The organism is Paenibacillus sp. 01T431 (assembly GCF_056398625.1).
This window is the reverse complement of sequence record NZ_JBFTPT010000006.1, coordinates 298,700-324,665: the sequence shown is the minus strand read 5'-3', so window position 1 is coordinate 324,665 and position 25,966 is coordinate 298,700. Positions and strand designations below refer to the sequence as shown.

General features: G+C 44.3%; 28 protein-coding genes. All 28 read left to right on the top strand.

Annotated features, from left to right (window positions below; genetic code table 11):
• Positions 1 to 144: 144 nt before the first annotated feature.
• The 28 genes from terS to AC1DM9_RS13485 all read left to right on the top strand — a co-directional run bounded on the left by terS (position 145) and on the right by AC1DM9_RS13485 (position 25,936).
• Entirely contained in the window at positions 145 to 864 is a 720-nt protein-coding gene (gene terS / locus AC1DM9_RS13620; protein ID WP_477580441.1) for a phage terminase small subunit, read from the top strand.
• On the top strand, positions 857 to 2,311 hold the full coding sequence (locus tag AC1DM9_RS13615; protein WP_477580439.1) for an AAA family ATPase: 1,455 nt from the start codon (positions 857 to 859) through the stop codon (positions 2,309 to 2,311). Before terS ends, AC1DM9_RS13615 begins: the two co-directional genes overlap by 8 nt.
• Positions 2,312 to 2,331: 20 nt before the next feature.
• Positions 2,332 to 3,780 (top strand): hypothetical protein, encoded by a 1,449-nt coding sequence (locus tag AC1DM9_RS13610; RefSeq protein ID WP_477580438.1) that lies wholly within the window; start codon positions 2,332 to 2,334, stop codon positions 3,778 to 3,780.
• A gap of 5 nt (positions 3,781 to 3,785) precedes the next feature.
• Positions 3,786 to 5,060 carry a hypothetical protein gene (locus AC1DM9_RS13605; RefSeq protein ID WP_477580436.1) on the top strand — a complete coding sequence of 425 codons (1,275 nt, stop codon included), beginning with the start codon at positions 3,786 to 3,788 and terminating at the stop codon, positions 5,058 to 5,060.
• A gap of 1 nt (position 5,061) precedes the next feature.
• Complete coding sequence (locus AC1DM9_RS13600; protein ID WP_477580434.1) at positions 5,062 to 5,430, top strand: head decoration protein; 369 nt, start codon at positions 5,062 to 5,064, stop codon at positions 5,428 to 5,430.
• Positions 5,431 to 5,445: 15 nt separating this feature from the next.
• Complete coding sequence (locus AC1DM9_RS13595) at positions 5,446 to 6,462, top strand: major capsid protein (protein WP_477580432.1); 1,017 nt, start codon at positions 5,446 to 5,448, stop codon at positions 6,460 to 6,462.
• A 16-nt stretch (positions 6,463 to 6,478) separates the two neighbouring features.
• Positions 6,479 to 6,868 (top strand): hypothetical protein, encoded by a 390-nt coding sequence (locus AC1DM9_RS13590; RefSeq protein ID WP_477580430.1) that lies wholly within the window; start codon positions 6,479 to 6,481, stop codon positions 6,866 to 6,868.
• Positions 6,869 to 6,911: 43 nt separating this feature from the next.
• The gene (locus AC1DM9_RS13585) at positions 6,912 to 7,298 is read left to right on the top strand and encodes a hypothetical protein (RefSeq protein WP_477580428.1); all 387 of its coding nucleotides are present in this window, start codon (positions 6,912 to 6,914) and stop codon (positions 7,296 to 7,298) included.
• A 6-nt stretch (positions 7,299 to 7,304) separates the two neighbouring features.
• On the top strand, positions 7,305 to 7,874 hold the full coding sequence (locus tag AC1DM9_RS13580) for a hypothetical protein (RefSeq protein ID WP_477580426.1): 570 nt from the start codon (positions 7,305 to 7,307) through the stop codon (positions 7,872 to 7,874).
• On the top strand, positions 7,871 to 8,452 hold the full coding sequence (locus AC1DM9_RS13575; protein WP_477580424.1) for a hypothetical protein: 582 nt from the start codon (positions 7,871 to 7,873) through the stop codon (positions 8,450 to 8,452). The genes AC1DM9_RS13580 and AC1DM9_RS13575 overlap by 4 nt, the downstream gene beginning before the upstream one ends.
• Positions 8,453 to 8,456: 4 nt before the next feature.
• Complete coding sequence (locus AC1DM9_RS13570; protein WP_477580422.1) at positions 8,457 to 8,891, top strand: hypothetical protein; 435 nt, start codon at positions 8,457 to 8,459, stop codon at positions 8,889 to 8,891.
• Positions 8,892 to 8,896: 5 nt separating this feature from the next.
• A complete protein-coding gene (locus tag AC1DM9_RS13565) occupies positions 8,897 to 9,073 on the top strand; it encodes a hypothetical protein (protein WP_430059938.1) in 177 nt (58 codons plus the stop codon).
• Positions 9,074 to 9,102: 29 nt separating this feature from the next.
• Positions 9,103 to 9,885 (top strand): hypothetical protein, encoded by a 783-nt coding sequence (locus AC1DM9_RS13560; protein WP_477580420.1) that lies wholly within the window; start codon positions 9,103 to 9,105, stop codon positions 9,883 to 9,885.
• 47 nt (positions 9,886 to 9,932) lie between these two features.
• Positions 9,933 to 10,247 carry a hypothetical protein gene (locus AC1DM9_RS13555; protein ID WP_477580418.1) on the top strand — a complete coding sequence of 105 codons (315 nt, stop codon included), beginning with the start codon at positions 9,933 to 9,935 and terminating at the stop codon, positions 10,245 to 10,247.
• A gap of 46 nt (positions 10,248 to 10,293) precedes the next feature.
• Positions 10,294 to 10,497, top strand: coding sequence for a hypothetical protein (locus AC1DM9_RS13550; RefSeq protein WP_477580416.1), 204 nt, complete (start codon positions 10,294 to 10,296; stop codon positions 10,495 to 10,497).
• Between the two features lie 92 nt (positions 10,498 to 10,589).
• The gene (locus AC1DM9_RS13545; RefSeq protein WP_477580414.1) at positions 10,590 to 15,494 is read left to right on the top strand and encodes a transglycosylase; all 4,905 of its coding nucleotides are present in this window, start codon (positions 10,590 to 10,592) and stop codon (positions 15,492 to 15,494) included.
• Positions 15,491 to 16,045: a phage tail domain-containing protein gene (locus tag AC1DM9_RS13540; protein ID WP_477580412.1), complete on the top strand. Its 555-nt coding sequence runs from the start codon at positions 15,491 to 15,493 to the stop codon at positions 16,043 to 16,045. Before AC1DM9_RS13545 ends, AC1DM9_RS13540 begins: the two co-directional genes overlap by 4 nt.
• Before the next feature lie 14 nt (positions 16,046 to 16,059).
• Positions 16,060 to 16,452, top strand: a complete 393-nt coding sequence (locus AC1DM9_RS13535; protein WP_477580410.1) for a phage tail fiber protein — start codon at positions 16,060 to 16,062, stop codon at positions 16,450 to 16,452.
• A 15-nt stretch (positions 16,453 to 16,467) separates the two neighbouring features.
• Positions 16,468 to 20,667 carry a hypothetical protein gene (locus AC1DM9_RS13530; protein ID WP_477580408.1) on the top strand — a complete coding sequence of 1,400 codons (4,200 nt, stop codon included), beginning with the start codon at positions 16,468 to 16,470 and terminating at the stop codon, positions 20,665 to 20,667.
• Positions 20,668 to 20,678: 11 nt separating this feature from the next.
• A complete protein-coding gene (locus AC1DM9_RS13525; protein WP_477580406.1) occupies positions 20,679 to 21,023 on the top strand; it encodes a hypothetical protein in 345 nt (114 codons plus the stop codon).
• Positions 21,016 to 21,147, top strand: a complete 132-nt coding sequence (locus AC1DM9_RS13520) for an XkdX family protein (protein WP_477580404.1) — start codon at positions 21,016 to 21,018, stop codon at positions 21,145 to 21,147. The genes AC1DM9_RS13525 and AC1DM9_RS13520 overlap by 8 nt, the downstream gene beginning before the upstream one ends.
• A 10-nt stretch (positions 21,148 to 21,157) precedes the next feature.
• Positions 21,158 to 21,673: a phage distal tail protein gene (locus AC1DM9_RS13515; RefSeq protein WP_477580402.1), complete on the top strand. Its 516-nt coding sequence runs from the start codon at positions 21,158 to 21,160 to the stop codon at positions 21,671 to 21,673.
• 9 nt (positions 21,674 to 21,682) lie between these two features.
• A complete protein-coding gene (locus AC1DM9_RS13510; protein ID WP_477580400.1) occupies positions 21,683 to 23,791 on the top strand; it encodes a phage tail spike protein in 2,109 nt (702 codons plus the stop codon).
• A gap of 41 nt (positions 23,792 to 23,832) precedes the next feature.
• On the top strand, positions 23,833 to 24,366 hold the full coding sequence (locus tag AC1DM9_RS13505; RefSeq protein ID WP_430059958.1) for a hypothetical protein: 534 nt from the start codon (positions 23,833 to 23,835) through the stop codon (positions 24,364 to 24,366).
• Positions 24,367 to 24,434: 68 nt separating this feature from the next.
• On the top strand, positions 24,435 to 24,641 hold the full coding sequence (locus tag AC1DM9_RS13500) for a hypothetical protein (RefSeq protein ID WP_477580398.1): 207 nt from the start codon (positions 24,435 to 24,437) through the stop codon (positions 24,639 to 24,641).
• Between the two features lie 59 nt (positions 24,642 to 24,700).
• On the top strand, positions 24,701 to 24,958 hold the full coding sequence (locus AC1DM9_RS13495; protein WP_477580568.1) for a hemolysin XhlA family protein: 258 nt from the start codon (positions 24,701 to 24,703) through the stop codon (positions 24,956 to 24,958).
• Positions 24,958 to 25,194 carry a hypothetical protein gene (locus AC1DM9_RS13490; RefSeq protein WP_477580396.1) on the top strand — a complete coding sequence of 79 codons (237 nt, stop codon included), beginning with the start codon at positions 24,958 to 24,960 and terminating at the stop codon, positions 25,192 to 25,194. Before AC1DM9_RS13495 ends, AC1DM9_RS13490 begins: the two co-directional genes overlap by 1 nt.
• A complete protein-coding gene (locus tag AC1DM9_RS13485) occupies positions 25,178 to 25,936 on the top strand; it encodes a peptidoglycan recognition protein family protein (RefSeq protein WP_477580394.1) in 759 nt (252 codons plus the stop codon). The genes AC1DM9_RS13490 and AC1DM9_RS13485 overlap by 17 nt, the downstream gene beginning before the upstream one ends.
• Positions 25,937 to 25,966: the final 30 nt, after the last annotated feature.

The following is a 25,966-nucleotide window of genomic DNA, read 5'->3' as shown; positions in this document are numbered from 1 at the left end:
TAGATACAGTAACTAGGAGAAAGAGGGTACTCATCATGTAACGAAAACAACGAGCTCGCGCACAGCGCATTTAAACTTCTATGGCGCGCAGAGGCGAAAATAGGAAAACCACTCAATTCACTCGGAGGTGGGGTTGATGAAGTAATGGCGAGAGAACAAAGCCCGGATCAAAAAAGAGCTTTCAAGCTGTGGTTTGATAGTGGGAAAACGATGAAGCCGGCAGCAATTGCAGAAGAATTAGGAATTAGTGCAGCGCTTGTCCGTAAATGGAAAAGTTATTATAAATGGGAAGAAATAAAACCCAAAGGTCGCGGTGCTCCTAAAGGCAATAAGAATGCAAAGGGAAATAAGGGCGGCGGTCCTGTTGGGAATGACAAAGCCGTAAAACATGGCCTTTTTCGTAAATTTCTTCCGCAAGATGAGGAAACGTTACAAATTTATGATATGACCGCCGAACTATCTCCTCTTGATATTCTGTGGGAGGGTATACGGATCAAATGGACAAACTTTATACGCTCACAATCGATTCAACATGTCAAAGATCAAAACGATATTACAAAAGTTCTGACCAAGAAGAAACCAGGTATGTTCGGTACAGAACAAGAGTGGGAGTATCAACAGCCTTGGGACAAGCAAGCCGTTGCCCTTTCGTCTCAATCAACGGCATTGAATATAATCGCGCGTTTAATAAGGCAATATGAAGACATGCTGCGCTCTATGCCTGTGGACGAAGTTCAAGAAGAACATAAATTACGAGTCCAAAAGCTGAAGCTTGAAGTTGAAAAGCTTACTAATAAAGATGACAAAGATGACGATTCGAAATTAATCGACGATTGGGTAAGCGGGGTTATGGGTGATGAGTAAGCCAGATAGCTTGACCAAACGAATGGCCGCATTCAAACTGCGCATACCGGTTTACCGAAAGAGCCCGAATACCTTCTTTCGAGAAATTATTAATTTTAATCCGGACGAATGGCAAGAAGCGGTTTCAAACGATATAGCCAATCATCGATTAGTTTCCGTAAGATCAGGTCAAGGAGTTGGGAAAACAGCGGTTGAAGCTGCTATTGCGCTTTGGTTCCTATGTTGCTTCCCGTTCCCTCGCGTTGTGTGTACAGCTCCAACGCGGCAGCAGCTCAATGACGTTCTATGGGCTGAGATAAGCAAATGGCAGTCTAAAAGCCCAATTCTGAAACGTATCCTCAAATGGACAAAGACGAAAGTCTACATGCGAAAGAATGAAGAACGCTGGTTTGCCACAGCACGGACTGCAACCAAGCCTGAGAACATGCAAGGCTTTCACGAGGATTACATGCTGTTTATCGTAGATGAAGCGTCAGGCGTTGATGATCGCATTATGGCTGCCATATTCGGTACACTCTCAGGAGAGTACAATAAGCTTTTCATGTGCGGGAACCCAACGAAAACGAGCGGGTTCTTTTTTGATTCACATAATAGGGATCGCAACATCTACAAAACGCATCAGGTATCTTGTCTCGATAGTCCGAGAACCAGCAAAGAAAACATTGAAATGCTCAAGCAAAAATACGGCGACGGTAGCGATGTATGGCGGGTTCGGGTAGAAGGGCAGTTTCCTCGCGGTGAGGCAGGCACATTCATTGCATTGGAGGCTGCGGAGTTTGCAGCAAGGGAAGTTAAGGTAAAACCTACCGGCACTGTATTAACGGTCGGCTGTGACGTTGCCCGTTTTGGTGATGATGAAACATCCATTTATGCAGGCATCGGTAAGAAGACTGTCGGACAGAAGCATCATCATAAAGAGGATACGATGGTTACAGCAGGCTGGGTAGTAAGGTTAACAAAGGACATAATGCTCGAGCATGCAAACATTGAAAGAGTAATTATTCGAGTAGATGATACCGGAGTCGGCGGCGGCGTGACCGATCGACTGAAAGAAATCGTCTCCGAAGAAGGTTTGTTTTGGGAGATTGTACCGATAAACAACAACGGCAAAACATTTGATGAGCACTATGGGAACTTGAGCTCAGAGATGTGGGGAGCAATACGGAGAGAGTTGGAAGGAAACATGACAGCCTTTATTAGTGGATTGCCGCCAGAGTTTGAGCTTCCCGACGATGACACTCTTATTTCACAGCTCTCTACTCGTAAATGGCGAATGACATCTAAGGGCAAGATCATGCTCGAAAGCAAGGATGACATGAAGAAACGCGGGCTTAAATCTCCTGACAGAGCAGATGCTTTCGTGTTGGCCTTTGGTGAATACATGCTTGATCCGCAGAACGAGCGCGTAATGACTCCATTTATCGGTGGAGTGACTATTCGGAGGTAGTGTAGGAGGGGGGTGAAGACTTGAAATGGTATCAAAAGGTAATCTATTCTGTTGCAATGAGCGTCCTTCCCGCATCTGTGACTAAGCGGATGACGGGAGTAGGCCGGGCAACAGTTCCTAAAAGCACGAACCCATTCGGCATATTCAACTGGCTTCCAAAGAAGTATCAGCAAGCGCACAACATCGATCTTACTAAGCTTCAAAGCTACACAGCCGAGGAATTGCTAGAGCTGCTTATATCTGTTCATCCAGATGTATCCTATGCCCTGTACACCTATTTGAGGATGGGAGATACAACGTTAACGTTTACGGCAAAGAAGCCTAATAAGAATAACGACAAAAGCGGACAACACGTACTGGACGAGTTAAAGACCATGCTTAATACTCCGCTGCCGTCACCTGGTTATCAGCACGGACGGTCATTGGACAAGTTGGACACGATACAACGGATGATGGTTATGGTCCGAGGGGCTTGTGCTGGCGAAGTCGTGCTGAATGAGCAATGCAACGATGTGATTGATATCGTCCCAGTCGATCCGGCACTTATTTGGTTTAGGAGAGAGTCTGACACTGACAGACTTACACCGTGGCAATACGTAAAGCATCCAAGGAGGCAAGTTGGAGAGGAATGGTTCGGCCAATACAAAAAGATTGATACGCCGACATTCATTTATGAAGAATTCGATCCGATGGTCGATGACCCATACGGGCGAACGCCGATGTTGCCAGTGCTCCAGGTGGTATTCTTCCACCTTCAAGTGCTGCAGGATCTGAAAGCGGTGGTCCATAATCAAGGTTATCCACGATTGGACATTTCGATGATGGAAGAGATTATGCTGAAGAATGCTCCTACTTCCATACAGAACAATCCGGCAGCCCAACAGAAGTTCTTAACGGAACGGATGGGCGAGGTGATGACGCACTTCAATTCCCTGAACCCTGATGATACTTTTGTTCATTGGGACAGCGTCAAGGTCGAGTATTTAAAAGGCGGCAGCACAGGCCCGATGATTGATATTAAGAAACTTATCGATATCATCGACACGCAAATGGCTACATCGCTTAAGACGTTGCTGACCATCTTATCCCGTCATCAAGGTTCAACTGAGACATACAGTTCGATCGATACCCAAATATACATCAAAAATGTAGAGTCCGCACGGAGCGTAACCAAACGTTTCTGGCAGCGGGCTTTTTCTATGTCCGTGAGGGTGAAGGGGACACAGACAAATGTTGAAGTTGATTATGCTCCTATTGATTTACGATCTGAAAATGAGATTGAAAGAGATAGGCGCTCCAAGATTAATAACTATGTTTTGGCTGAGAAGGAGTTTTATATTACGCCACAAGAGGCAGCAGAGGAAGTTCGTTGGACACTTGGTTTGGACGCCAAGATTCCTGCTGAGCTGGTAGAAAAGTTGCAGCATAAACGAAGTGAGGCAATTGAGCCAGAGGAAGGAGGTGAATAACAAAAATGGCAAAACCGACAGCGGAACAGCTAGCAAAGATTAATCAAAAGGCATTGGTTCAATTAACCGACGAGCAGGTGCATGTGTTTCAAGCTAAAATCATCGGGACCAAACGGATTGAAAAGTACAAAATGAAGATTACGCCTAACTTCCTTCGAAAAATGGCTGATCAAGTCAGAGAAGGTGTCGCCTTATTGGTGGATCATCCTTGGCAGAAATGGGAAGCTTTATCGTTCCCTTATGGCAGGACATTCGATAGTCGTATCGTTGAGGAAAATGGTGAACTGGAGCTTTATGGTGATCATTATATGGCTAAGGGATTGGAAGCAAACGGGATTTCAGCTGATCAATTAGCCATAGGTATTGATTCCGGCACGATATTTGATACTTCAGCGGGTTTCGTATCCACCAAGCATACATGCAGCATATGCGGAGGGGATTACTTCAGGAGTGCTGATTGCTCCCATATGCGCGGTCAGCAATATGACGGTAAAGAATGCCTGGTATTAGCGGATGATGGTTATATCATGGAAAACTCCATTGTATTCGACGGAGGGTATGAAGGCGCAGGCATTACTCGCGGGTCTCTGTCGGAGCATTCGCAAGAAGAGGACATTCAGCAATCAAAAACCGAATATGAGCCCTTATTCTTAGATGCGAAGTCGCTCGATGGCGATGGTCGCGTCTTTTATTTTTTCGGGAACAAAGGCGGTATGTCTGCTTTCGTATCAAAGAAACATCAAAATAAAGAACAGGCCAACGCATTGGCCGAAGGAGATGGAACAGTGACAGATGAACAAAAAGCTGCTCTTGCAGCAACAGGCGGTTTACTTGGTCAGATTCGTACAGCGTTAGGTATAACGAATGACTCGGACATTGTTGGCAAGATTGCATCATTAAGCGCACAAGCGGCAGATGGCGAAGCGTATAAGATAAAAGTTACTGATCAGGCATGTAGCGCAGGCATCCGTGCGCTGGGCGCAGCATTTAACGTTGAAGCAATGAAGACGGCGCTATCTCATTTGCCTGTCTCGGAAATTGAAAAAATCAACGCTTCGTATGAAGCGCATGCACAAGCGGCGCTGGGCGGGGGCGGCCAACATACACAGGGAGCTAATATTGATTTGCCAGCTGGTGCTTTGAGTGGAGCTGCACCAAGTAATTCGCAAAACACCGGAGTAGAAAAAACTCCTGAAGAAATCAGAGCATTAGCTCGTGAAGAGGCTCGGACAGCTCTTAAAAGCTCGGGTAATGGTCATCTAGTTAAGGAGGACAAATAATATGAATCATGCTCAGTACAATGGCGCTCCGGGACCGGGGCAGATATTTACGCAAGAATTTATAGAAGTTCTTGCATCAACCGATCTTCAGGCGCGGATACCAGGCGGCGTGCTCTTGGCACAAGGTAATGGAGTAATTAAAAAAGGAACAGTGCTTGGGAAAATAACGGCATCCAAAAAGTTCATCCCTTACAAACCTGCAGCTACAGACGGTTCACAGGTTGCTGTGTGCATCTTGGATAACGATCAGGATACATCCGCTTCAGATATTGGAGCTTCCGCATGGATCGCAGGCATTTTCACAGAATCAAAACTGACGGGCATTGATGCAGCTGCTAAAACAGCGTTGCGTCTATGCTACTTCGCATAAGGGGGATACACAATAATGGCAGTTAACGTACTAGATCCATACTTTCTAACTGAAGTCGTTCAAAATATCCGTACGGATATCAACTCATTCCGAGGTGCCCAATTGCTCACAGGAGGCGTGGACCTGAAAACGGAGCGCGGTCTTACAATCGAATACGATATCACGTATGACGATACAGGCATGACGCCGCCAACCGGCCTTAACGATCCATCACCAATTCACACGCCTCCACTCGTCAAGTCAATGAGCTTCACGAATCAGGAATGGCGGGAAAAAGTTATTATCGATCGCGAAAAAATGGCAGTCTTGCGCCAACCGGGTTCGAAGCTGGATCAGCTATGGGCAGAGGAGTACATGATCGAGCGCATGATTAACCTTAACGCTCGACTTGAAACAAGGTTTGAATGGATGCGTTGGCAGCCACTGACTGGTAAGCTAGTCATTCCAGCGACGGCCACCAAGCCATCTTTTACGATTGATTACGGTGTTCCAGCAAACAATAAACCTACTGCTTCCGTTCTGTGGAGCAATACAGCAACCGCCGATCCGCTTAAGGATCTAGATGACTGGATTCTTCGATTCCGTGGAAGCGGTGCAAGAGCTGTTAAAGTCATTGCGAACAAAAAGGTAGATACGTACCTAAAGCAAAATGAAAAAATTAGAGACCTTTTGAAAAATACTCATGGAAAAAATATCGTAACAGCAGATTCACTGGCAACTATCATTGATCAGAACCTCAACGGGTTGCAATACGAAGTCTATGATGGCGGCTATATTGATGAAACAGGAACATTCCTTCCTTTTATTCCCGACAATGCGGTTATTATCGTCGGACAAGGCGTTACTGGTTCGATGATGGACCTCGTGACAAGCCCGAACAACTACGAGGACATTTTCACTGGTCACCCGGGCAAATTCGCTCTGCCAAAGCTAATTAAAGGCGATCCTGACCAATGGCAAGTCATTAACGGTGCAACGGTGCTACCGAAACTAAAATACGTAAACTGGCATATCTTCGCTACAGTAGCGTAAGAGGGAGGAATCTACCGTGACAATTGTAAAAGTGCTAGTGGATGCTGTTGGTGAATACAACGCAGGGGATATCGTAACTGATGCCCCTGACGGCTTGGTGGAGATCGCAAAGAAACAAATACGTAATGCAGCATCGGGTGAATTGCTAGCCGTAATTATTGAAAGCGATGAAGTGATTAGCGAAAACCCTTCAATTCCGGAACTGGAGCTTCAGGCGGAGCTTCAACAGTCCAAGGAGCGCGAAGAGGTACTGCAAGGGCAATTGGACGCACTTATTGCGGAGAATGATCTCAGAGACCTTAAGGCAAACGCTAAAGAATTGAAAATTTCGGGTTATACCAAGATGAGCGCCGATGAGCTGATGGCAGCAATTGCGGCTGCTGGTGGTGGTTCGGTTGCCGAATAGGATTCTGACAACCGAAACCTATCACGACGAAATTAGGTGGCGTTTGGGCGTTGGTGAAGAAATATTATCCAACGCCAGCATTGACGCTCCTTCTGTGTTACCGATCGCAGAAGCCAAAGTAATTAAAAACGTGCCGCAATACTCAGAGTTAGTAGGCGATGATGCCAATTACCTCTATGCTGCGGCTATTTGTATGGTGGCCGCGATGCTAGCTCCTTCCATGGCAGCGAGAATCAAAAAGTCAAAAAAAGATTTTGATTGGTCTATCGAAAACCAGATAGTAGATTGGCAAGTGGTCTCAATTGCACTGGTCGATGAAGCATTTGAGCATATTGGTTTAATTGAAGACGGGGGTAGTGCACAATCGACTATCCCTGTTTTCGGCGTTTCGGGACCAACACGTTTGATAGATTCACACAGGGCGAGGTGAGGGAATGTGTTCAATGAATTCCCAGAGCGCCAAATTGCTTGTCTAATCAACGGGACGTCAGAAAAGGTAATTCTATCCCGTGAAACTAAAGCAACGACGGTAATGGGCAAAGAATACGTCTATAATGGTTTGTTTGCTCCGAAATCTATCATTGCGCTGGGCGATATCGTGGAAGTAGATGCGTCCTATATGGTCCTAACTATGCGGCAGATAGTTGAGCGGGATAAATATTGCTCATTGCTCAAATCAAACGCAGCTATTGATGTTCAGCGTTATGGACAAGAGTTTGATGTAAACGATAACCCTGTAGGCGCGCCGGACTTTATTACAGTGCAAGAGGGAGTTGTTAGCTTTGTTCAATATGTCACAGCTGATTTAAGGCAACAGGATCAAGGGTTGCTCCCAACAACCAAATACGTAGTCATTCTTCAAACCTCTGTCGATGTAATGCGACCGCAAGAATTGCCTTCTCCCGACAGATTGATTATAGATGGAATTCCCTTTCAGGTTGACGTTGTGGACGGTATGAAGTATCCCAATTTATTGAATATCCAAGTATCAGAGGATATGCGATGAGTAACGGGTATGCAGGTTATGATTCGGTGGCAGCTGAACGAGCATTAAAGAATGAGCTCTTGTCTGAGATCATCAATCTTTCTGATTTGGTCACAGAAACAGCAAAAGGCAACGTTCGCTATTATCCAGAAGTTCGAAACCACGTCAGGCAGCAGTTTGAAGTGCTCGCATCAAATATGTTTAGCATGGAGATAACTGCGGATTACTGGCAAGCATGGCTTGAACAGTTCGGTAAGGGATCGTTAATGGCAGGGCAAAGCGACAATCCAGGCTTAAGTCGGTACATGAGTTCAGAATTATGGAATAGGTACCGTTCTAAATCAAATCGAGCTGTTGCTGGTCGCGGCAAAGGGAAATATAAAGCGATCGATGGCACGATGCGAGAGTCAGGCGGTTCTTATGCTGGCGTGGATTTGGAGGAGATGGCAGCTCGCGGGGAAATAGATCGTAGTTTTGGTCCTACTCCGCCGACTTTCTTCTTAAGGATTGCTTTGCAGTCAAATCGGCAACGAATTCTTGATGGATTGCAGCGAGTGATAGAGGACTTTCCGTATCATAAATATTTTAGAATGAGGTGACGGCTTGAGCCAAGCGCTAATAGATGGACTATACAGTATTTTTAAGCAGGATGAAGCATTTATGGCGTTCTTTGGTCTTACGCCGCTTTCACTGCCAAAAGATGCCAGCTTGAGACTTGTGAAAAGCAAGGAACCCGACCAGGCAATAACGAGCAAAAACGTACCTCAAATCATGATGTATGTGAAACCAGGGCAATTCAGCAGCCGCAACCATCTTGTATTTCAAGGTAAGTTTTGTTTGGATTTTTACGCACCAACAGCTGTTCAAGCGCGAAACATTGCGCAGTGCGCTTTCGAACTCCTGCATGACAAATACATTTCTCATGAGTCGTTTAAATCGTTTAAATGCCACTTAGCCTATGACGACGATTTGACTACAGGCATCACGGGTGTTAAAGGATATATGGCTATTTATGATGTCGATTATGTCAGGAGGTGAGGACGTTGAAAGAGCAAGCAGAGCAGAGTGAGGAAGAAAAACTGACACAAGAAAAAATATCACTCGCCAAGAAGCTGGGGATTTGGGAATCCTTTAACCCAATTGACGGTTATGAGACCAAGAAGGAATTCAAACGAATTGAAGAGATCGACAAACGCCTAGCCGAAATCATTAACGGTTAGGCTTTTTTATTTTAAAGGAGGAAATAAGCATGTCACTGTCAGCAAAGCAATGGGTTGTCGATGATATTTCGAATGCAGCACTATTTGATATCGTAAATGGCGATCCATCAGCGTATTTCGAACGATTGAACAAACTGACGCTCAACATCGACGCCAAGCAGCAAAGGGTCTACGGCGGTACGAGTAAATATTCATTCCACCTTACGGAGCAAGATGCGGAATCGGGCATTCAAATCGAAAATGCATTGTTGGATTACAACCAGCTGCTAGCAGCTACGGGAGCGACGCTAACAACAGCGGCAACAATTGTTCCACATGTGGAGAAGCTGGCTGTATTAACTGGCTCAACAGTAACGCTCTCCAAAGGAGCGTCACTTGTCGCGGGTTCAGAAAGAATCATTGTCGCTACAAAAGGATTAACTAACTCCGGGGCGCAATTAACTCGCGTTGCTTCTGCACCGACTGCTTTGCAATATAGCATTACTGCAGCTGGAGTCATTACTCTTGGTGATGCTACGCTGGTAGGCAAGGATATTCGGGTGTTTTATGATTACAACTCGACAACAGCATCAGTTGCATCGCTCAAGACAACATCGAGAAATAAAGCATATAAGTTTGTAGCTTATGGTAAAGCCCTCGATGATGAAACCAATGAATGGTTTGATTGCATCATTATCATCTATAAGGCGCAAATGCTTGGTACATTCACCATCGACCAGCAACGGAAATCCGCAACAGCCAATTCCATCGATCTAGCGATTCTGGATGCGGGACGAGCAGACGGCAAAGTCATTGACATTATCGCTACTTAGTAAAATATAAGGGGCTGAACCAGCCCCTCCTTAAGGAGGAAACAAAAGTGGAACAAGAAGAGCAAATGAATTTAATTATGGGGATCGGTCCAGAAATACAATTCTCAGCAGATATCATGAAGCGGGTACGTGTCGGAACGGTAAAACAAATCAAAGAAGTAAATGAACTGTATAGCGATGGCTTACTCAAAATCAAATTCTCTGTTGCGATTGGTAGCGAAGAGGAGAAAGCAGCAGCAGCAGGTAAATGGATTGAAATCCTCAACATTATCTGCATTGAAGGTTTTACAAAGGAGGAATTCGAAGACAGCATTCCGGAATTAATGGAATCCGCTGTGGATCGATTTCTTTTCGGTAAGTAAGGGACCGGATAAGCCCAAATCGTCTGGAGATAGCAAACCGTTAACCATGCAAGAGCTTTATGGTCGATTATCACGCCGCAAGTTAATTAAGCCTTGGTATGATCATAATTGGTATGAAATATCAGCCATCTTCGACGATTTAAACGAGGAGATGAAGGAAGAAATTAAACTGCACGGCGGGACAATCGAGGAACCAAAAAAGCTGTCCAAAACAGGAATTTCAGAGATTCTAGGTTATTTCAATCGGTAAGGGAGCTGTCCCTTAACGGATAAAACAAGCACATCATGTTTATGGTGTGCTTGTTTTATGTATAAGAGATTTGAAGAAAGGTAGGTGATTAAATGGAAGCTTTAAATAAAGATGTAGTAGGCGCAAGGCTTAATCTAGACATAACAAAGATGGCTCCAGCTTTTAAGGTAATTGATGGCGGCGCGAGAAAAAATGCGGAATCCTTTAAGGTATTAAATGCTGAACTAGCTCATACGGAAAAGAACTATGTGTCACTGGCTAAAGCAGCGGACAAAATGGCAATGAACGCGGATGAACGGCGCAAGAAGATGATTGCGGAGTCAAATGCACTTGTGGCGCAGCGTAATGCTCAAGCGGAATTGCTCAAAGCTAAAACAGAATCATTAAATAAAACAAATGCCATTGTGGACGAAAAACTAAAAGCGCAAGAGACACTGGTTAGACGTCGCAATGAAGCGATCGAGCAGCAAGAACGCGAACATCAAAAGAGAATGGATGCACTGCAGAGTAAGGCCAATGCAGCGGGCGCCCGCGATAACGCACTTCAAGCTCGCTTGGATCGTGAGTATCAACAAATGCGTAATGGTCAAACACGCATTGAGCAGCAAACAGCAGAGCATCAAGCGAGATTGAATCGGTTAAACCAGTCATCAAGCCCGATCGACACAAGCAGCTACCAAAACTCGAGCGGAATGCTAGATAAGATAAAAAATGCCGCCTTGCATGCCACAGTGTTCCAAGGCATTTATTCTTCCATTCATGTTGCTCAAGAAGCACTAAGAGAGGGCTTAGTCGGCATTGAAGCAAACATGGCCGGCTATGTTCAAACCAACGAGAAGTACTTTGTCTCTTTTGCTGAAGGCACCCATGAAATGATCATGAACACAGAGCGTCTAAGTCAACAAACCACACAATTCATTCATACCGCTCATGCGCTAGGTGCGGAGATTATGGACGTGACAGAATCCGCAAGACTATGGGGCCGGATGTACAAAGACGTTGAAGTTGTACAGGAGTTGGTTCGACAGTCCACTATGCTCAGCACGGTTGACCTTGTAAGTCTGGAGTCAGCTACCAAATCAATGGAATCGGTTATGTCGCAATACGCGGTCCAAATCGAAAATTCAAATGATGCCATGATTATTGGTAATCGGGTGCTGGACTCCTGGTCTAGAGTGGCGCATGACACAATGGCACCAGCGCGTGACCTTGGCGCTGCTTTTGAACGTACAGGTAAAATCGCAGACGAAACAGGCGTATCATTTGACTTTATGAATGGTCTTATTTCTTCAGGTATTCGGAATACCGCTTTGTCTGGGGAAAATCTCGGTAACATGTGGAAAACCGTTCTCGGTACGATTAGAACGGATAAAGCAGTATCCGAAATTGAAAGTTTAGGCGTAGCGACGAAAGTTGTTGTTGACGGGATGGAAGAGTGGAGAAAAGCAGAAGATATTTTGCTTGACCTTTCCATAGCGGTTACGGATAAGAACTATGACTTAACACAGTCGTATGCAGCCATTTCACGCGGCGTTTATCAATTTGCTAAGCTTGCTGCTTCCCTAAATGCAGGGGATATTCTACTTGGAACAGCAGCGTCGATTGGATCAACGGGTATGACGCTGGAATACCTGCAAGTTCAAATGGATACGATCCAGCGTAAAGCGCAGCAAGCGAAGACTTCATTGCTAGAAATCTTTAACCAGGCAGGCGATGACGGCCTACGATCAGCTATTAAGGGTTCGCTTGATATCATTGATCAGCTGTTAATCGGTATCACTAAGATTCCAAAAGGTGTTTTTGCAGCCACGGCAAGCATTGCTGGACTAATTGCAGTTTATAAATTAATTGCACCTCTATATGCGCAGTACAGAGCTGCACAAGTCGCACTGAATACGGCAATTGAAATGCATATTGCCTTAAATACAGCTGCAACAGGTCAAATGGTAGCCTTCACCGCAGCTGCTAGAGCATCAATGCTGGTAACAGCTGCTTGGACGGCAGGCATTACTTTGGCGGTTGGTCTAATCGCAGCTTATGTCATGTCGCTCGGAGCTGCTGAGAAGAAACAGCGTGAACATATCCAAAGCATGAAAGACGAAAGCTCAGCCTCTCAGCAATTGGTAAGTCAATATGAAAGACAAATTGAGTTCTTACCTAAACTGGTTCAAGCTCAGCGGTCATACCAAGAACTATTAGATTCGGGTACGTTGTCTTCTGAAAAAAGCGTTAAAGTTAAAAAGCAGCTCGATGAGGTATCGAAGGCTTTTGCGATAACACTCGGTGAAGAAGGCGCTGCACAATTAAAGGCTGCGGGTTATACAGACGAAGCTGTTGCCCTGCAAGTGGCTGCAATGAATGACCTGGTTGCTGCTCAAAAGGAAGCTCAAAATGTTGTTTTGAACGATCAACGAAACGAAACGGTTGAATTACAAATTAAGAAACAAACCGAGTTAGAGAAAGCAACCAAAAGATTGAGCGATGTGGAGAAGAAGCTTGCTGAAAGTCGGAGCATGTCTGATAAGCAAAGATACTCGGATCAATTGGAAGCTGCCAAATTAAAAGTCTCAGGATTGACCGAAGCCAATAACAAATTKAAGGAATCGTTATCTGATTTAAATGTTCAACTCGGGCATATGGCCATAGATCAATTGGCGGGATCAAACGGCAAGCTGACACAAAGCGAAGATGAAGCGAGAGAAGCTGCCGAGAAATTCAAAGAACAAATCGAAGGCAACAGCACAGCTATTAACGAATTGAATAATGTCCTGAAAGAATTAAATTCGGGACAAGCCATGAATGCAGAAAGTGCGGTTGACCTTATTCTTCAGTATCCAGAATTGACGGATAAAATTTATAAGGCAGCAGATGGTTGGATGTTCGAAAAAGATGCTGTTGAGGTTTTGCGTAAAGAGAAGATTCAGAAGGCAATTGATGATCTGAAAAGCGAAAAATCATCGGCCGCGAATACAATGCTTGCAACGCAAGACAGGTTAAAAGCTTATGGCGTAGAGATGCAAGGAATTCGAGATTTAGCCACGTTAAAGGCAAAGCTTAACGGAGCAAATCAGAAGCGCGAAGAACTAGAAAAGGTTGCCTCCATGCCAACAACGCCGCTATTCGGTGATTATGGAAGCTTTAACCCTTCTAATATCCTTCAGCAAAATGCAAAGAAACAAATTGCTGAAGAAGATGCGGCACTTGCAGAAATAAACAGCTATTATGACGAGTATTTTAAGACACTCTCGACTTATGACGATAAAATAAAAGTTCTTTCTGATCTTTATAACGATCCTAATTTTGGCATTCAGCCTGATAAGGGAAAAAACGAGAAAAAAGAGAAGAAAACTTCAAAGAAGGATGACCCACTCGCTAAGGCGTTTGCCGCATCTCAAAAGTGGATTGATCATAACAAGGCAATGGGTCAACTGTCTACAGAGCAAGAACTTGCTGCTTGGGAACGAGTGCAAGCTCAATATATTAAAGGCTCGGAACAAAGAATGGCTGCTGACGAGAAGGTGTACGCGCTTAGGAAGCAGCTCATCGAAGAAACCAAGAAGAAAGAGCAGGATACCTATAACGCTTCGACAAGCTGGATTGCTCATCAAAAGGGTACGCGGGAAGTATCAGCCAAGGAGGAATTAGCTTGGCTTGAGAAGGTACAGGCGCGATACAAAATAGGCTCAGAAATCAGAATGAGTCTGGACGAACAGGTTTATGCAGCGAAGAAAGCCGCGATGCGTGAGACAATGTCTTTGTCAGAGTCGTTTATTTCGCATGAAAAGGCTATGGGCAGATTATCGCTTGAAGAAGAGCTGAAGGCATGGGAGCGGGTGCAAGCGCGTTACCTGAAAGGAACAGAGGAACGGAAGCGGGCTGACGAGCAAGTCTATGCCCTTAAGAAGCAGCTTATCGATAAAGAGACCGCTGATACCACAAAACTCATAGGAATCCAAGACAAAGCCCTTGAAAAGGCTAAGAAGGACAATATACAGCGGATCAACGATGAGAAGGACGCTTTCGTAGCAGCTCAAGATGAAAAGATTAAAGCGATCGATGCCGTTATTGCCTCCATGAAAGAGCAGAACGCCGATGACGATTATGATACCCAGCTAGCTGAAAAACGAGCTAGGTTATTACTGTTGCAGTCGGCTGTTGGTCCTGAAGGAATCAAAGAGCGCGAGGACTTAATTAAGGAAATCGCAAAGATGGAGCTGGATCGCGGTCGCGAACTTGCCATTCGAAGCTTAGAAGCGGACAAGAAGAAGCTTGAGGAAGAAAAGGCTCTTAAAGTTGCAGCGTATGATGATCAAGTTAAAACGCTTGAAACACATTACGATGCTTTGATTAGTGCCTTTAAGGATTTCTCAGACGAAACCATTAAGCAATCGGATACTTTGAAGCAAATACAGATTTTAAAAGAATCTGAAAAGAATGCTGAGATCCTAACCCAGCTTGACGCCTTTATCGCGGCCTACCAATCAAAAATGAGTAAGATAAGCAGCATCTCCATGTCACAAGAAGAACGGGACCTACAAGAATACAACAACAATAAAGACTTGTGGGATGCTGCCAAAGCCAGCGGCGATAAATCAAAAATGGCTAGCCTAGCAGCTCGCAACAAAGAGATACGCGATTTGTATAACGTCAAGCAAGATACAGGCAAGCTTCAACACTTCTCAGAAGGCGGCGCTGTGCTTGGTAATCGTGGAGCTGCTGTTCCTGTGATTGCGCATGCAGGTGAGCTTATTTTTAACGAAAGGCAACAAAGCAATTTATTCAAACTTTTGAATTTTGCGATGCCGAACCTTTCCTACAGCATGCCAAGCTTCTCGATGGCTTCAGGCTCATCAGAATCCGTTGTGAATCACAATTACTACACCGTTTCTCATACGGGCGATGTTAACATCGATGATTCTTCCACAGCTAAGACGTACTGGACGGAGCGGGACAATGTGGTTCGGAGATTTCAATCGCGAGGAGGCAAATCACGATGATTGAAGCATATGTTGATGGCATCCCGTGGTCGTCTCTTGGCATTGGGTTTAAGAGGAGGGATATACCTCCTCTACCTGAAACAAGGGATTACACGGTACAAATAGCCGGCAGAGATGGTGATGTGGATTTCGGATCGGAATACGGTTCGAGGGTCATCGAACACGAATGTATATTGATGGCTGATAATGCTACTTTGGATTACCAGTCCAAGGTCAGAGAAATTGCTCGCATATTTGACGCTAAGCGCGGGGATCGCACCATAACGTATAGCGACCTACCAGGTAAAAGATATCGAGCGCGATACGCTGGAACACTGTCCATTGAGAAAATAATCTATGATGGCATGTTCCAACTGCCGCTTAAGATGCACAATCCCTTTCCTGAGAGTGACGAGGAAAATATAGAGGAGCTTGTGATTTCACAATCACCTCATACGATAACCATTGAATCGGACGGCGATCTAAGCGCTAGTCCGATTTTTGTTTTAACGAATATCGGTAGCAATACCATAAACGGTTTCATGATCAAAAACGAATACAAACTTGAATAGGAGCTGAACACACCATGGCTATATCCAATTATCAGGCAGCACGAAATCTTAATGCATTGCGGGGCGTTTCTTTTACGCCTCCCAGCGCATTGTATCTCGCACTTTATACATCAAGTCCCACAGCAGCCAATACAGGGGCAGAGGTAAATGGAGGAGCATATGCAAGGCAGCTTATCACCCTGTCAGCAGCTGCTTTAGACGGCGGCAAAATGACGGTTAAACTGACGGCAGATGCGCCTTACCCTGTGGCTACAGCGAATTGGGGGCTAGTTACACATGTCGGCGTGATGGACGCGGTGACAGGCGGCAATTTGTTACATTTTGCTGAGATTGATCCAAGGACCATACAGACGAACGATCGATTCATTGCTGAGGCTAACAAGATACTAATTAGGTATGCGCAATAGAGAGGAGGACATGACATGGCAAATTTACTTCCGATGTATCCAGGTGTTGCAAATAGTTATCAAACGGAGCTATCAGCTGCTATTAATGCCAGCGTAACAACAATACCTTTGCAGAGCGTTGCTAGTACAATCTTACCCGATGCACCGAACATTGCAGTTATTGGTGTTGACGAGACAGCGGAGACAATTCTTTATACAGGTAAAACCGGAAATACCCTTACAGGTGTAACGCGAGGTTACAACGGCACAACTGCGAGAAGTTGGCCGACAGGCACAAAGATAGCTCGTATGTTTACAGCAGCAGATTGGGATTCTGCAAGGCAGAATATAGATACACTAAATGCCATGCAATCTGAAGCGGCCACAATACCTGCAACGATTAAACGAGGAATTAATAATATTAATACGTCTCAGGCGAGTGCGACTGATGTGATGATTGGTGGACGTACACTGATAAATCGATTAGGCAGAAGCGGAAGCTTTAAAAACGACTCTAATAATGATGGAATAGCAGACGAATGGTTCCCCAATAACTCAACGGGAGAAAAGACAATCGCTTCTGTTGCCAACACTTACGGAGGTAAGGCACAACGTATCACGGCGCTTGCATCCGATACCGGGATGACAAGAGGGGTATACCGCAGTTTAGTGACATTTGAGGCTGGAAAATATTACGTTTCGCTTGTTGAGCTAGCGGGGAATACGTCAGTTGCGGCGTCGATACGATGTGATTATGACGCGACATATGTTGAAAAAGCAGTTACTGCAACGGCAACAAAGCAAACACTTTACGTTAAATTCAACCCAGCGACAACGATAACTTCAGGATATTACAGGCTGTACAATAAAGATCCGTTGGGTTCAACAAATTGGGTTCAATTCGAAGGCGCTCGCCTTTACGAGGTTTCGGCAGCGGAATATGCGAAAATCGACGTAGATCCAGAGTACACAGGCGAGAATCTTGGCGACAAGTTCCCGTACGTGGGTGACGTGAAACACTTGCGCAATCCGGCTGTTCGCAAGAAGGGTAAGAACCTCGTGGCTCCATTCACAAGTGTTCCGCTATCAACAAGTTACACGGCAGTGGTTATAGATCCCTATACTATTGATTTTGTCTCAAGTATAGCTTTTGGTAATGGTTCTATTGTGGCAGACGTGGTGCCGAATACGAATTATACATTCAGTTGTATATGCGGCACTAACGCGACGATAGCCGTTTACAATATCGATGCATCGACCGTATTATCCACGTATGATAATACACCTAGATCTTTCAACAGCGGCGCAAGAAATCAAGTTCGTCTATATTTCCGTTGTGCAATCGTCGGTACTGCAAGGTTCACCAATCCGCAACTGGAATTAGGCAGCGTTGCAACGCAATTTGAACCACAAAACGACGACTATCTAATGTTGCCGACCGTCCTTGCTTCTAACGTGGACGGCAGCGTTCGCGACACGTACAACGACGCGCTAGGAACGGTTACGCGGAGATATAGGACAGGTGTGAAAGTGGATGGTTCGTTAACATGGTCGTTTGTTGATTACGCTGGAGTGAAAAGGTACGTCGCTGCAAGCGGTGTTACAATACCGCAAAATAGTTCGCTGACGAAGTACGACGGCAAGATATTGTCATACGCCTCTTCCGGGTCAATGTTCGACGCTCCCGTAGTGGACACATATGGATCGGTATCTAATGACAGATATGACCTTATAGTTTCAGACAACGAAACGGGATTTGACGACGCCTACACGCCATTAGCGACGGAAATTTCAGCATTCTTCAACGGCTGGCAGATCAATAACGGAACGGTAGGGACTAAGTATTTAGTGGGGCCGAGAAAGTGGACACCTTTGGTTAGTCCGAAAGCGGATTTCGAGGGCAAAATCGCGGGAAGCACTGTGGAAAATCCGCACAGCGTAGTACATGGTTATAGTCCTACATTATTGCCTCCTAACTCTGCATCCTGGAGCGCGGAGATCCAAGCGAATTTGGATAAAATTAAAACGTTAGACGGGATTGTATATAACCCTTCTAACGGAAATACAAATATAGCACAAATGAAGTTTTCCAAAAACCTAATCGAACACGTTATTCGTAAACATGGCTCATGGTTGTTTGGTTCCTCAGTAACTATTGCTGAGCGTGTGGCATGGCTTAAAGCTAATGTATCCAAGTTAATACCAAATGCTTTTGTTTCGGGTAGCGGGCCAGCTGGAAATAAGGCGAGCTTGTCTATGTTTTCGGTTACTGGTGGGGCGTGGGTTAATGCGGTATCTCATGGGAATGCTGCTATTACAAAATTAAGTATTGTTATGGTCGGATCGAATATAACAGGTGCTATCGACGCGAACGGTTTTGTCCATTTCATCGCCTACGCAGACGCCGCGGCATTGATTGAAAATCCTAGTGTGTTGCCCGTAGTTACAGCATCGGGAACCGGAAATACGTTACCAGCTGGCACTTATTACGTCTCGTATAGATGGGTTAATGGCGCAGGAGGTACTCTTTGTACGAATGAGGTGCCTATAACCATCACAGAAGGGCAACAGATCAACGTAACCGTTCCAGCGATCCCCACGGCAAAAGGAGTAACTAACACCGCGATACACATAGGAACTACAGCTAACACGGGAACTATGCAGGGGTACGCTGTGAATGGTACTGGTTTATACGATCAGAAGACTCCGTTGAAGGTGGGGGATGCCAAGCCAGGTACTAACACTTTGGTTGTACCATCCACTATCAATACTGACGCTTTCGATCTCGACGTCGAACTAAACGTCAGTGTTTTACCTACCGCAAGATCACTATCGTACACACCGTACATGCTTGATTATCAGCTTGCGACGTCGGTAGAAGAAACGATTGTAGCTGAGGGGTCAATCGGGCTGCAAGCTGGAGGTAATCAAATCGAGCTGCTTGAGGGAGTTGTTATTCGAGAGAAAGCAAATCCAATCTTAAACAACGGAGTTTATTATATAAATGCGAATGCTTTTCCGGCTTCATGGTTTAAAAACAAAGCTGAAATGATCATGAGTGTTTATAAAAACGGAGTTGTCGAAAGCAAAGCTAAGTACCCGAATCCGAGTGGTGGATACGGTAATATAACTGCTCAAATACAAATTTTAGAGGCGGATTTTGATGCTACCGCAGAATACACCGTCACCTATCAGCCGCTAGACAAGTACAAAATGACAACAAACATCATCGATGCAACCCTAACCTACCAAAGCACTTTAGGCGGTACGGTTGCTAAAAACACGCAAGACATTACTGATATTAAAACAAAAGACAGCGTACAAGACTGGCGTCTTATGCTTGATGAGGCTTATGCCGCGAATACACGCTTTGATTTGAATACACATCGAACAGTTGAAACGCTAGATCATCCAGATGGTTCAGTTACTGATGCAAAAATAGGTAATCGAACAATTGACGATATGGTAGCAGCTGCGACTGGACCTGATACGCCTACTAGGTTATGGAGTAAGCTCGCTAATATGATTAAAGCGATAACAGGCAAGGCGAACTGGTTTACGCCTCCGGCAATATCGTTAGAATCAACAAATTTGCATATCACCGCTACCTCAGGTGTTCACGGCGCTGTCAGTACACCTACAGCTAGCCGTATGATCCAACGAGATACTAACGCCAGGGCGCAAGTAGCAACGCCTAGTGCAGCTGATGATATCGCAAATAAAGCGTATGCGGATTTAAAACTTGCTTTGGCTGGTGGCACAATGACGGGAGATGTAACATTTGAAAACGGCTCTTCACCACACGCCGTTGGTATTAGGTTTGGTGACGGAACCGGATGGCGTTATCCCTTCAAACGAAAAGACGGGACGGTAGTCGCAACTATCCGCGACGATGGAGAAATGTTCTTAGCGCTTGGGAGTCAACAAGTGTACCATACTGGATACATGCCATTCGTTGTAGGAACATATATGGGTGATGGGACAACGGGTCGTGATGTAGAGCTTCCTTTTAAAGCGAGCTATGTAACTGTGTTTGCTAGAAGTGCTGCTCCCACTATCGAACAACTAGCCATTCACATGGCATCAAACAGTTATCAAGCAATAAGTATTGCAGGAAGTTCACCCCTTGCAGTGCTCAACCTATCGCCAAAGTTTAATGTTTCATACGTAAGTACGCAAGGGTTTCCGAAAACTAATGAGTCAGGCAAAGTCTACTTTTATATTGCATACAGATAAGGAGGATGAACATGTTAGCAGTTCATAGAAATGGTAGTTTCGATTTAGCTGATTGGATAACAGAAGACATGTATCCAAATAGCTATAAAATTGATGAAACAACGCCAGAAGGCGCAATAATCTTTCAAAAGTTAAATGAATACGCACCGTATCTCACGCTTGTAACTGAGGACGGTATTTTGATAGACGTCATTGCTAGGAGCGCGACTCCAGAGGAAGAGGCAGCTGCGAATGCACCTCTCCCTAAGACTGACGAACAGTTGCTTATTGAACAATTATTAAGCCAGACAGCCGCACAGCAAGCAGCAATTGACTCACTGGTTATGGATGCACTAGGGGGTGTAAGCAGTGTTTGAATCCATTAAGCGATTATGGGATGCTCAAAAAATAGATGAGTCTGCATTACGGAGGGCTGTGGCCTTAAAAGGGTGGATCTCACCAGAGCAATACAAAGAAATATCCGGCAAGGACTATGAGTAGGAGGTAATCTATGTTTGGAGGAGCATTTAACCGCACTCCATTTAATCGATCGATCTCAGTTAATGTATATGGTCGATCAATCATGGAGTCTGCAACCGAAATGTCAGCAAGCTTAATCCGGCAGATAAAGACGAGTACAACGATGGAGACGCTATCCGCAATGGAGGCGTCTTTTTTGCGGGCTATTACTGCAGCTGCTGAGATGAAAGCCATTACAGAGTTTGAATCATCGTTCATACGTAACATCATAAGCGGCGGTGCTGTTATGTCTGCCATATCAGAAATGATTGCAGCAGGTAGCAGGTACCACGTTGAATATATCGAGATTGCTGGAGCGTTTGCTCCTGGTGACCGAATAGTTATCGATGCTCAAAAACTTAAGGTAACGAAAAACGGAGTGATTACCGGCTATAACGGTGATTTCTTCGACTTCCATCCAGAAAGTAATAAAATCACATATACCGATCCGGCATCCGGTCGATCGGTTCAAATGAGGTTAACATTCCGAGATAAATATTTATATTGAGGTGATGGCTTGAAAAGACTGGCTCTATACGACAAAAACCTAAATCACTTAGGGGCGGTTGCTGATGCATCAGAAATTGAACGCCGCCGCCGTATCAATAGTGATTATGAGCTATCTTTCCTTCTTCCAATGTCTAGCGAGGATTTTGATATCATCCCGATAAAAGGACACGTCAAAGATGATCGCGGGCAATATTATGTCATTAACGAGCGGTCTAGAAAAAGGGAAGGCGTAAAACGTATGGTTGAATATGTTTGTTCGCATATCATGTTCAAGCTCGCTGATTTCAAATTTCCTTATTCGTCTTATATCGCTGAAGCGTTCGGCGTTAATATCTCAACCCTTTTAAACGCTGTTTCAGCTGCAACAGGTGGTAAATTCACGTTTACTATTGATGACACATTTGACCTAAAAGATATTAAAGATTTTGGAAGGGGGGATTGCCTGCAGGCGCTCAATAAGATCATCAACACATATGGCTGCGAGATCGAACCGGATAATTTTGTGATTCACATAAAAAAGCAAATCGGCATGAATCGGGGCTATCAAGCGCGTCTGAAGAAGAACATTATCAACATTAACTTTAAGGACAGCGCAAGTACGCTTGTTACGCGCTTATTTAGTGAGATGAAAGACGGCAGGACGTTCATCGGTCTTCCAGCATCAAATCTAACGAGTGAAGAGTACGCCTTATTAAATGCAGTGCCAAGTGCGATTGTTGGCGGAGTGATTAAGGTGAACTACCTAATTTCTCCTTATGCAGCTTATTGGTCGAACACCACTAATACCTATTTCGATGGGGAATATATTAATCAGGAAATCGAGGACCCGATCGAGCTTCTTAAGGCTGTACGTAAGTCGATGAGAGAACGAGAGGTTCCCGCTATTGATGTTCCTATTAATGTAGCTGACTTGCATAGAATCGATCAAGAGGAGCCGGAGGTTTTTTTAGGAGATACAATCAAAACATTTGATGCAGAAATGCAAGTAAACGGAATTGAAGCAAGGGTAATTGAATTAAAGGAACCATTGTTTAATCCTGCCAAACAGCCCGATATGGTACTAGCCAACTATCTCTTACGGGACTATGAGGATATTCTTGCAGATTTAAATGATTCGAAAAAGATTGTAGACAATATCATGAGCGGTGGGAAAGTAAGGACGGAAGTGTTTGAAAACTTCGCTGCTCAAGCCGTTTATGACATTAACAATTCTAAGTCTGAAATCATTTACGATCCTCGCGGTATTGTACTGAGAAGCAAGATGATTCCGAATGATCAAGTCGTGCTCTCATCTAAAGGGCTTTATATCACAAGAGATGGCGGTGTCACAGCTGATGCGGCGTTAACTGCGGCGGGATTGGTAGCGGAAAAAGTTATAGGTAAGCTAGGGAATTTCATCGAGATTGAAATTGGGGTAGGTAACAATGTCTTTAAAGCGAACCAAGCAGGCATTCATCTAGGTCATCAAGATTTCGGCAGCTCACCATTTCGGGTGAATATGGCAGGGGAATTGTTAGCGAGTAAAGCTACAATAGCCGGTGATATCCATGCAACAAGTGGATCGTTTTCAGGGAATATATCAGCATATGGGACTATTACTGGCGGAACGATGACAGGGGCAAAAATACAAACGAGGGATTCAGGCATTTATCCAAGAAGCGAGATGTCGAATACAGGTAATTTGTTTGGAGTTTATCAAAATGCTAGCAATTATGCATTGTTTACTTCGGTAAGGGGTTTTGGTTCAAATCCTGCCCCAGCGTTAGTGATGAATCAAGGTAATGCGAATTTAGCTATTGGTCACGGAGTAGCTTCACTGGCAGGAATGGGGATTTTGGCAAATAGCGATTTTGAAATACAGGCAAGTGGTGGGATCTATCTTTCAAATAAAACGAACTTAAATAATTGGTCACAGCTGAATAACATGGAAACAAATCGCACACTTCAACAAGACCTCAATGCTAAAGCGATATCAGGTATTTCTACAGGTTTATCAGGTGGACACAATCACGGTATACCTGATGGAACAAGGCTTGCAATTGTTAATAGTCAAGGTGAAGTCACTGGAAGTGTATTTTGGTCTGTAGCAGCTAGTCATAGCCATGCCCAAAACTGAGTGTTATACTAAACTCAAAAATTGGGAGAAGAGGTCGAATAATGAAGAAGGTTGTTATATCCTTTGTAGCAGGGGCGCTACTTATGGCATCAGGACAAGTGTTGGCTGATAGTATTTCGAAAATTGGTAAAAAAATTGAAGGTGAAGCGCTTGTTGTAGTTAATGGACAAAAACTGAGTAGTGCTGTGATATCTGAAGGGAAAAGTTATGCGCCTGTACGAGATATATCCGAAGCGCTAGGCGCGAAAGCAACATACAAAAAGGGTGTGATTAATATTGAAACATCGTTGCCGGATGATGGACAAGTTGAGAAGTTAAGGGCGTTGAAGGTAGATAAATCATATACAGAAAAGAAAATAGCGGAATTAGAACTTAGTATCCGCACTCTTGAAACTGAGACCATCCCATTCCGAGAAGAACGTGGCATTGATAGTGTTACTGGTGAATTACGGCCTGATTCTCTAATAGTTATTAATGAATTAAAGGCAAGTGCGGAAAAAATGAAAGTGGAGTTAAATGAACTTAAAATAAAACTTGTAAGTATAAATAAACAAATTAATGAATTAGAAAAGTGAATTAATATTACTTGAAACTTACCCTCGATACTCATCGGGGGTTATTTTAATTAAAGGAGTCGTATCAAATGGCTGATATTAAAAAGAAGCTTGAATTGGTTGTAGATGTAGATAATCCGGTTGAAGAAATCAAGGAATGTATCATCGCCATTTCAATGTTCCATGGTTCTCAACAAGTAAACATTTTAAAGGAAATTGAAATGTGGCTCGGCAAAACTATAGAGGGCGCAGAATCCAAAAAACAAAATCAAGAATCTTCACAAGGACCTGAGTAATCAAGTCTTTTTAAATAAATAGAAAATGAAAGTATAGAGGGGGTAACGGAGTGGCGGGTATGACTGGTAACGATATTCAAGTATTATCAGAAATTCGCGAACGAATGGTTCGTGTTGAAACGAAAATCGATGCGATGACAGAAACGAAAGAAACAGCTACGGCAGCGGCAAAAGAAGCAGCAGAAGCTTTACTAAGCGCACGATCAGCACACCATCGATTAAATGAAGTGCAAGATAATCAAAAATGGCTCTGGCGAACCGTTATTGGCGGTTTAATCGCTGGAGCTATTTCATTTCTATGGAAGGGGATAGGTTAATGAATGAAACCGAAATTTTACAAATCGCGGTGTTGGTAGCTGCTTATATTAGCGTTGCTAAAGGGTTTGGATTAACAGAGAGGTGGACACATATCGCCTCTCTTTTTGTTGCCGCTGTATTCGTCTTGGTGCCTAATAGCATCAAAGAGGCAATGACACTTATATCAATTATCGGACTTACAGCCAGCGGAGCATACAACTATGTGAAAAAACAAGGAGATGGTAAGAGTGGTTAAGTACGGGAATGATCATATCCCAAAAAGTACATCGTATAACCGCCGTCCAGCGCTATTGATGGCAGCAACATCTATAACTATTCACAACACAGGGAATCCGACAAGCACAGCGAGAAATGAAAGGGCGTGGCTCACGAACCCGTCTAATACCCGGACCGCATCTTATCATCTTGTTGTGGACGAGCATGAGGTCATTGAGTGTTTGCCGCTAAATGAGAATGCGTGGCATGCGGGCGACGGGAACGGCGCTGCAAGTGGCAATCGAACATCGATTAGCATTGAGATTTGTGAGAGTGGAGACTATTTCAAATCTCTGAGTAACGCAGTAGAGTTGGCTGCGAAACTGCTGAAGCAGTACGGTTGGGGCGTGGATCGGCTACGTCGGCATTATGATTGGAGCGGTAAGATTTGCCCTCGACTAATGTATAGCAACGGTACATGGGCAGGGTGGACGGAGTTTAAATCAAGAGTTGCGGCAAAACTGCAGCCTATTAAAGAGGAGGATCAACCAATGACAGCATCAGAAAAAAAGGCATATGAGGATTTGGCGAAATTAGTTATAGAGCAAGAAAAGCACCTTGAGGAACTTGTGGAATCAAAGCGCCTTGTGCCAGCTCCTCCATGGTTTGGTGAAGAGTTCATGTATATTGATTTAGGCAGTATTATTCACGATCCTAAATTCACTGCTGAAGGCTGGCGCACTCTAGCAGTATCATTGCGTGCTATTCATAAAATTAAGTAGATAGATACCTATACTAAGTTTTAAAAATTA

Coding starts and splice junctions, on each gene's coding strand:
- terS (WP_477580441.1), top strand. CDS start 145: ATGGCGAGAGAACAAAGCCCGGATCAAAAAAGAGCTTTCAAGCTGTGG.
- AC1DM9_RS13615 (WP_477580439.1), top strand. CDS start 857: ATGAGTAAGCCAGATAGCTTGACCAAACGAATGGCCGCATTCAAACTG.
- AC1DM9_RS13605 (WP_477580436.1), top strand. CDS start 3,786: ATGGCAAAACCGACAGCGGAACAGCTAGCAAAGATTAATCAAAAGGCA.
- AC1DM9_RS13600 (WP_477580434.1), top strand. CDS start 5,062: ATGAATCATGCTCAGTACAATGGCGCTCCGGGACCGGGGCAGATATTT.
- AC1DM9_RS13595 (WP_477580432.1), top strand. CDS start 5,446: ATGGCAGTTAACGTACTAGATCCATACTTTCTAACTGAAGTCGTTCAA.
- AC1DM9_RS13575 (WP_477580424.1), top strand. CDS start 7,871: ATGAGTAACGGGTATGCAGGTTATGATTCGGTGGCAGCTGAACGAGCA.
- AC1DM9_RS13560 (WP_477580420.1), top strand. CDS start 9,103: ATGTCACTGTCAGCAAAGCAATGGGTTGTCGATGATATTTCGAATGCA.
- AC1DM9_RS13550 (WP_477580416.1), top strand. CDS start 10,294: ATGCAAGAGCTTTATGGTCGATTATCACGCCGCAAGTTAATTAAGCCT.
- AC1DM9_RS13540 (WP_477580412.1), top strand. CDS start 15,491: ATGATTGAAGCATATGTTGATGGCATCCCGTGGTCGTCTCTTGGCATT.
- AC1DM9_RS13535 (WP_477580410.1), top strand. CDS start 16,060: ATGGCTATATCCAATTATCAGGCAGCACGAAATCTTAATGCATTGCGG.
- AC1DM9_RS13530 (WP_477580408.1), top strand. CDS start 16,468: ATGGCAAATTTACTTCCGATGTATCCAGGTGTTGCAAATAGTTATCAA.
- AC1DM9_RS13525 (WP_477580406.1), top strand. CDS start 20,679: ATGTTAGCAGTTCATAGAAATGGTAGTTTCGATTTAGCTGATTGGATA.
- AC1DM9_RS13515 (WP_477580402.1), top strand. CDS start 21,158: ATGTTTGGAGGAGCATTTAACCGCACTCCATTTAATCGATCGATCTCA.
- AC1DM9_RS13505 (WP_430059958.1), top strand. CDS start 23,833: ATGAAGAAGGTTGTTATATCCTTTGTAGCAGGGGCGCTACTTATGGCA.
- AC1DM9_RS13500 (WP_477580398.1), top strand. CDS start 24,435: ATGGCTGATATTAAAAAGAAGCTTGAATTGGTTGTAGATGTAGATAAT.
- AC1DM9_RS13495 (WP_477580568.1), top strand. CDS start 24,701: ATGACTGGTAACGATATTCAAGTATTATCAGAAATTCGCGAACGAATG.
- AC1DM9_RS13490 (WP_477580396.1), top strand. CDS start 24,958: ATGAATGAAACCGAAATTTTACAAATCGCGGTGTTGGTAGCTGCTTAT.
- AC1DM9_RS13485 (WP_477580394.1), top strand. CDS start 25,178: ATGGTAAGAGTGGTTAAGTACGGGAATGATCATATCCCAAAAAGTACA.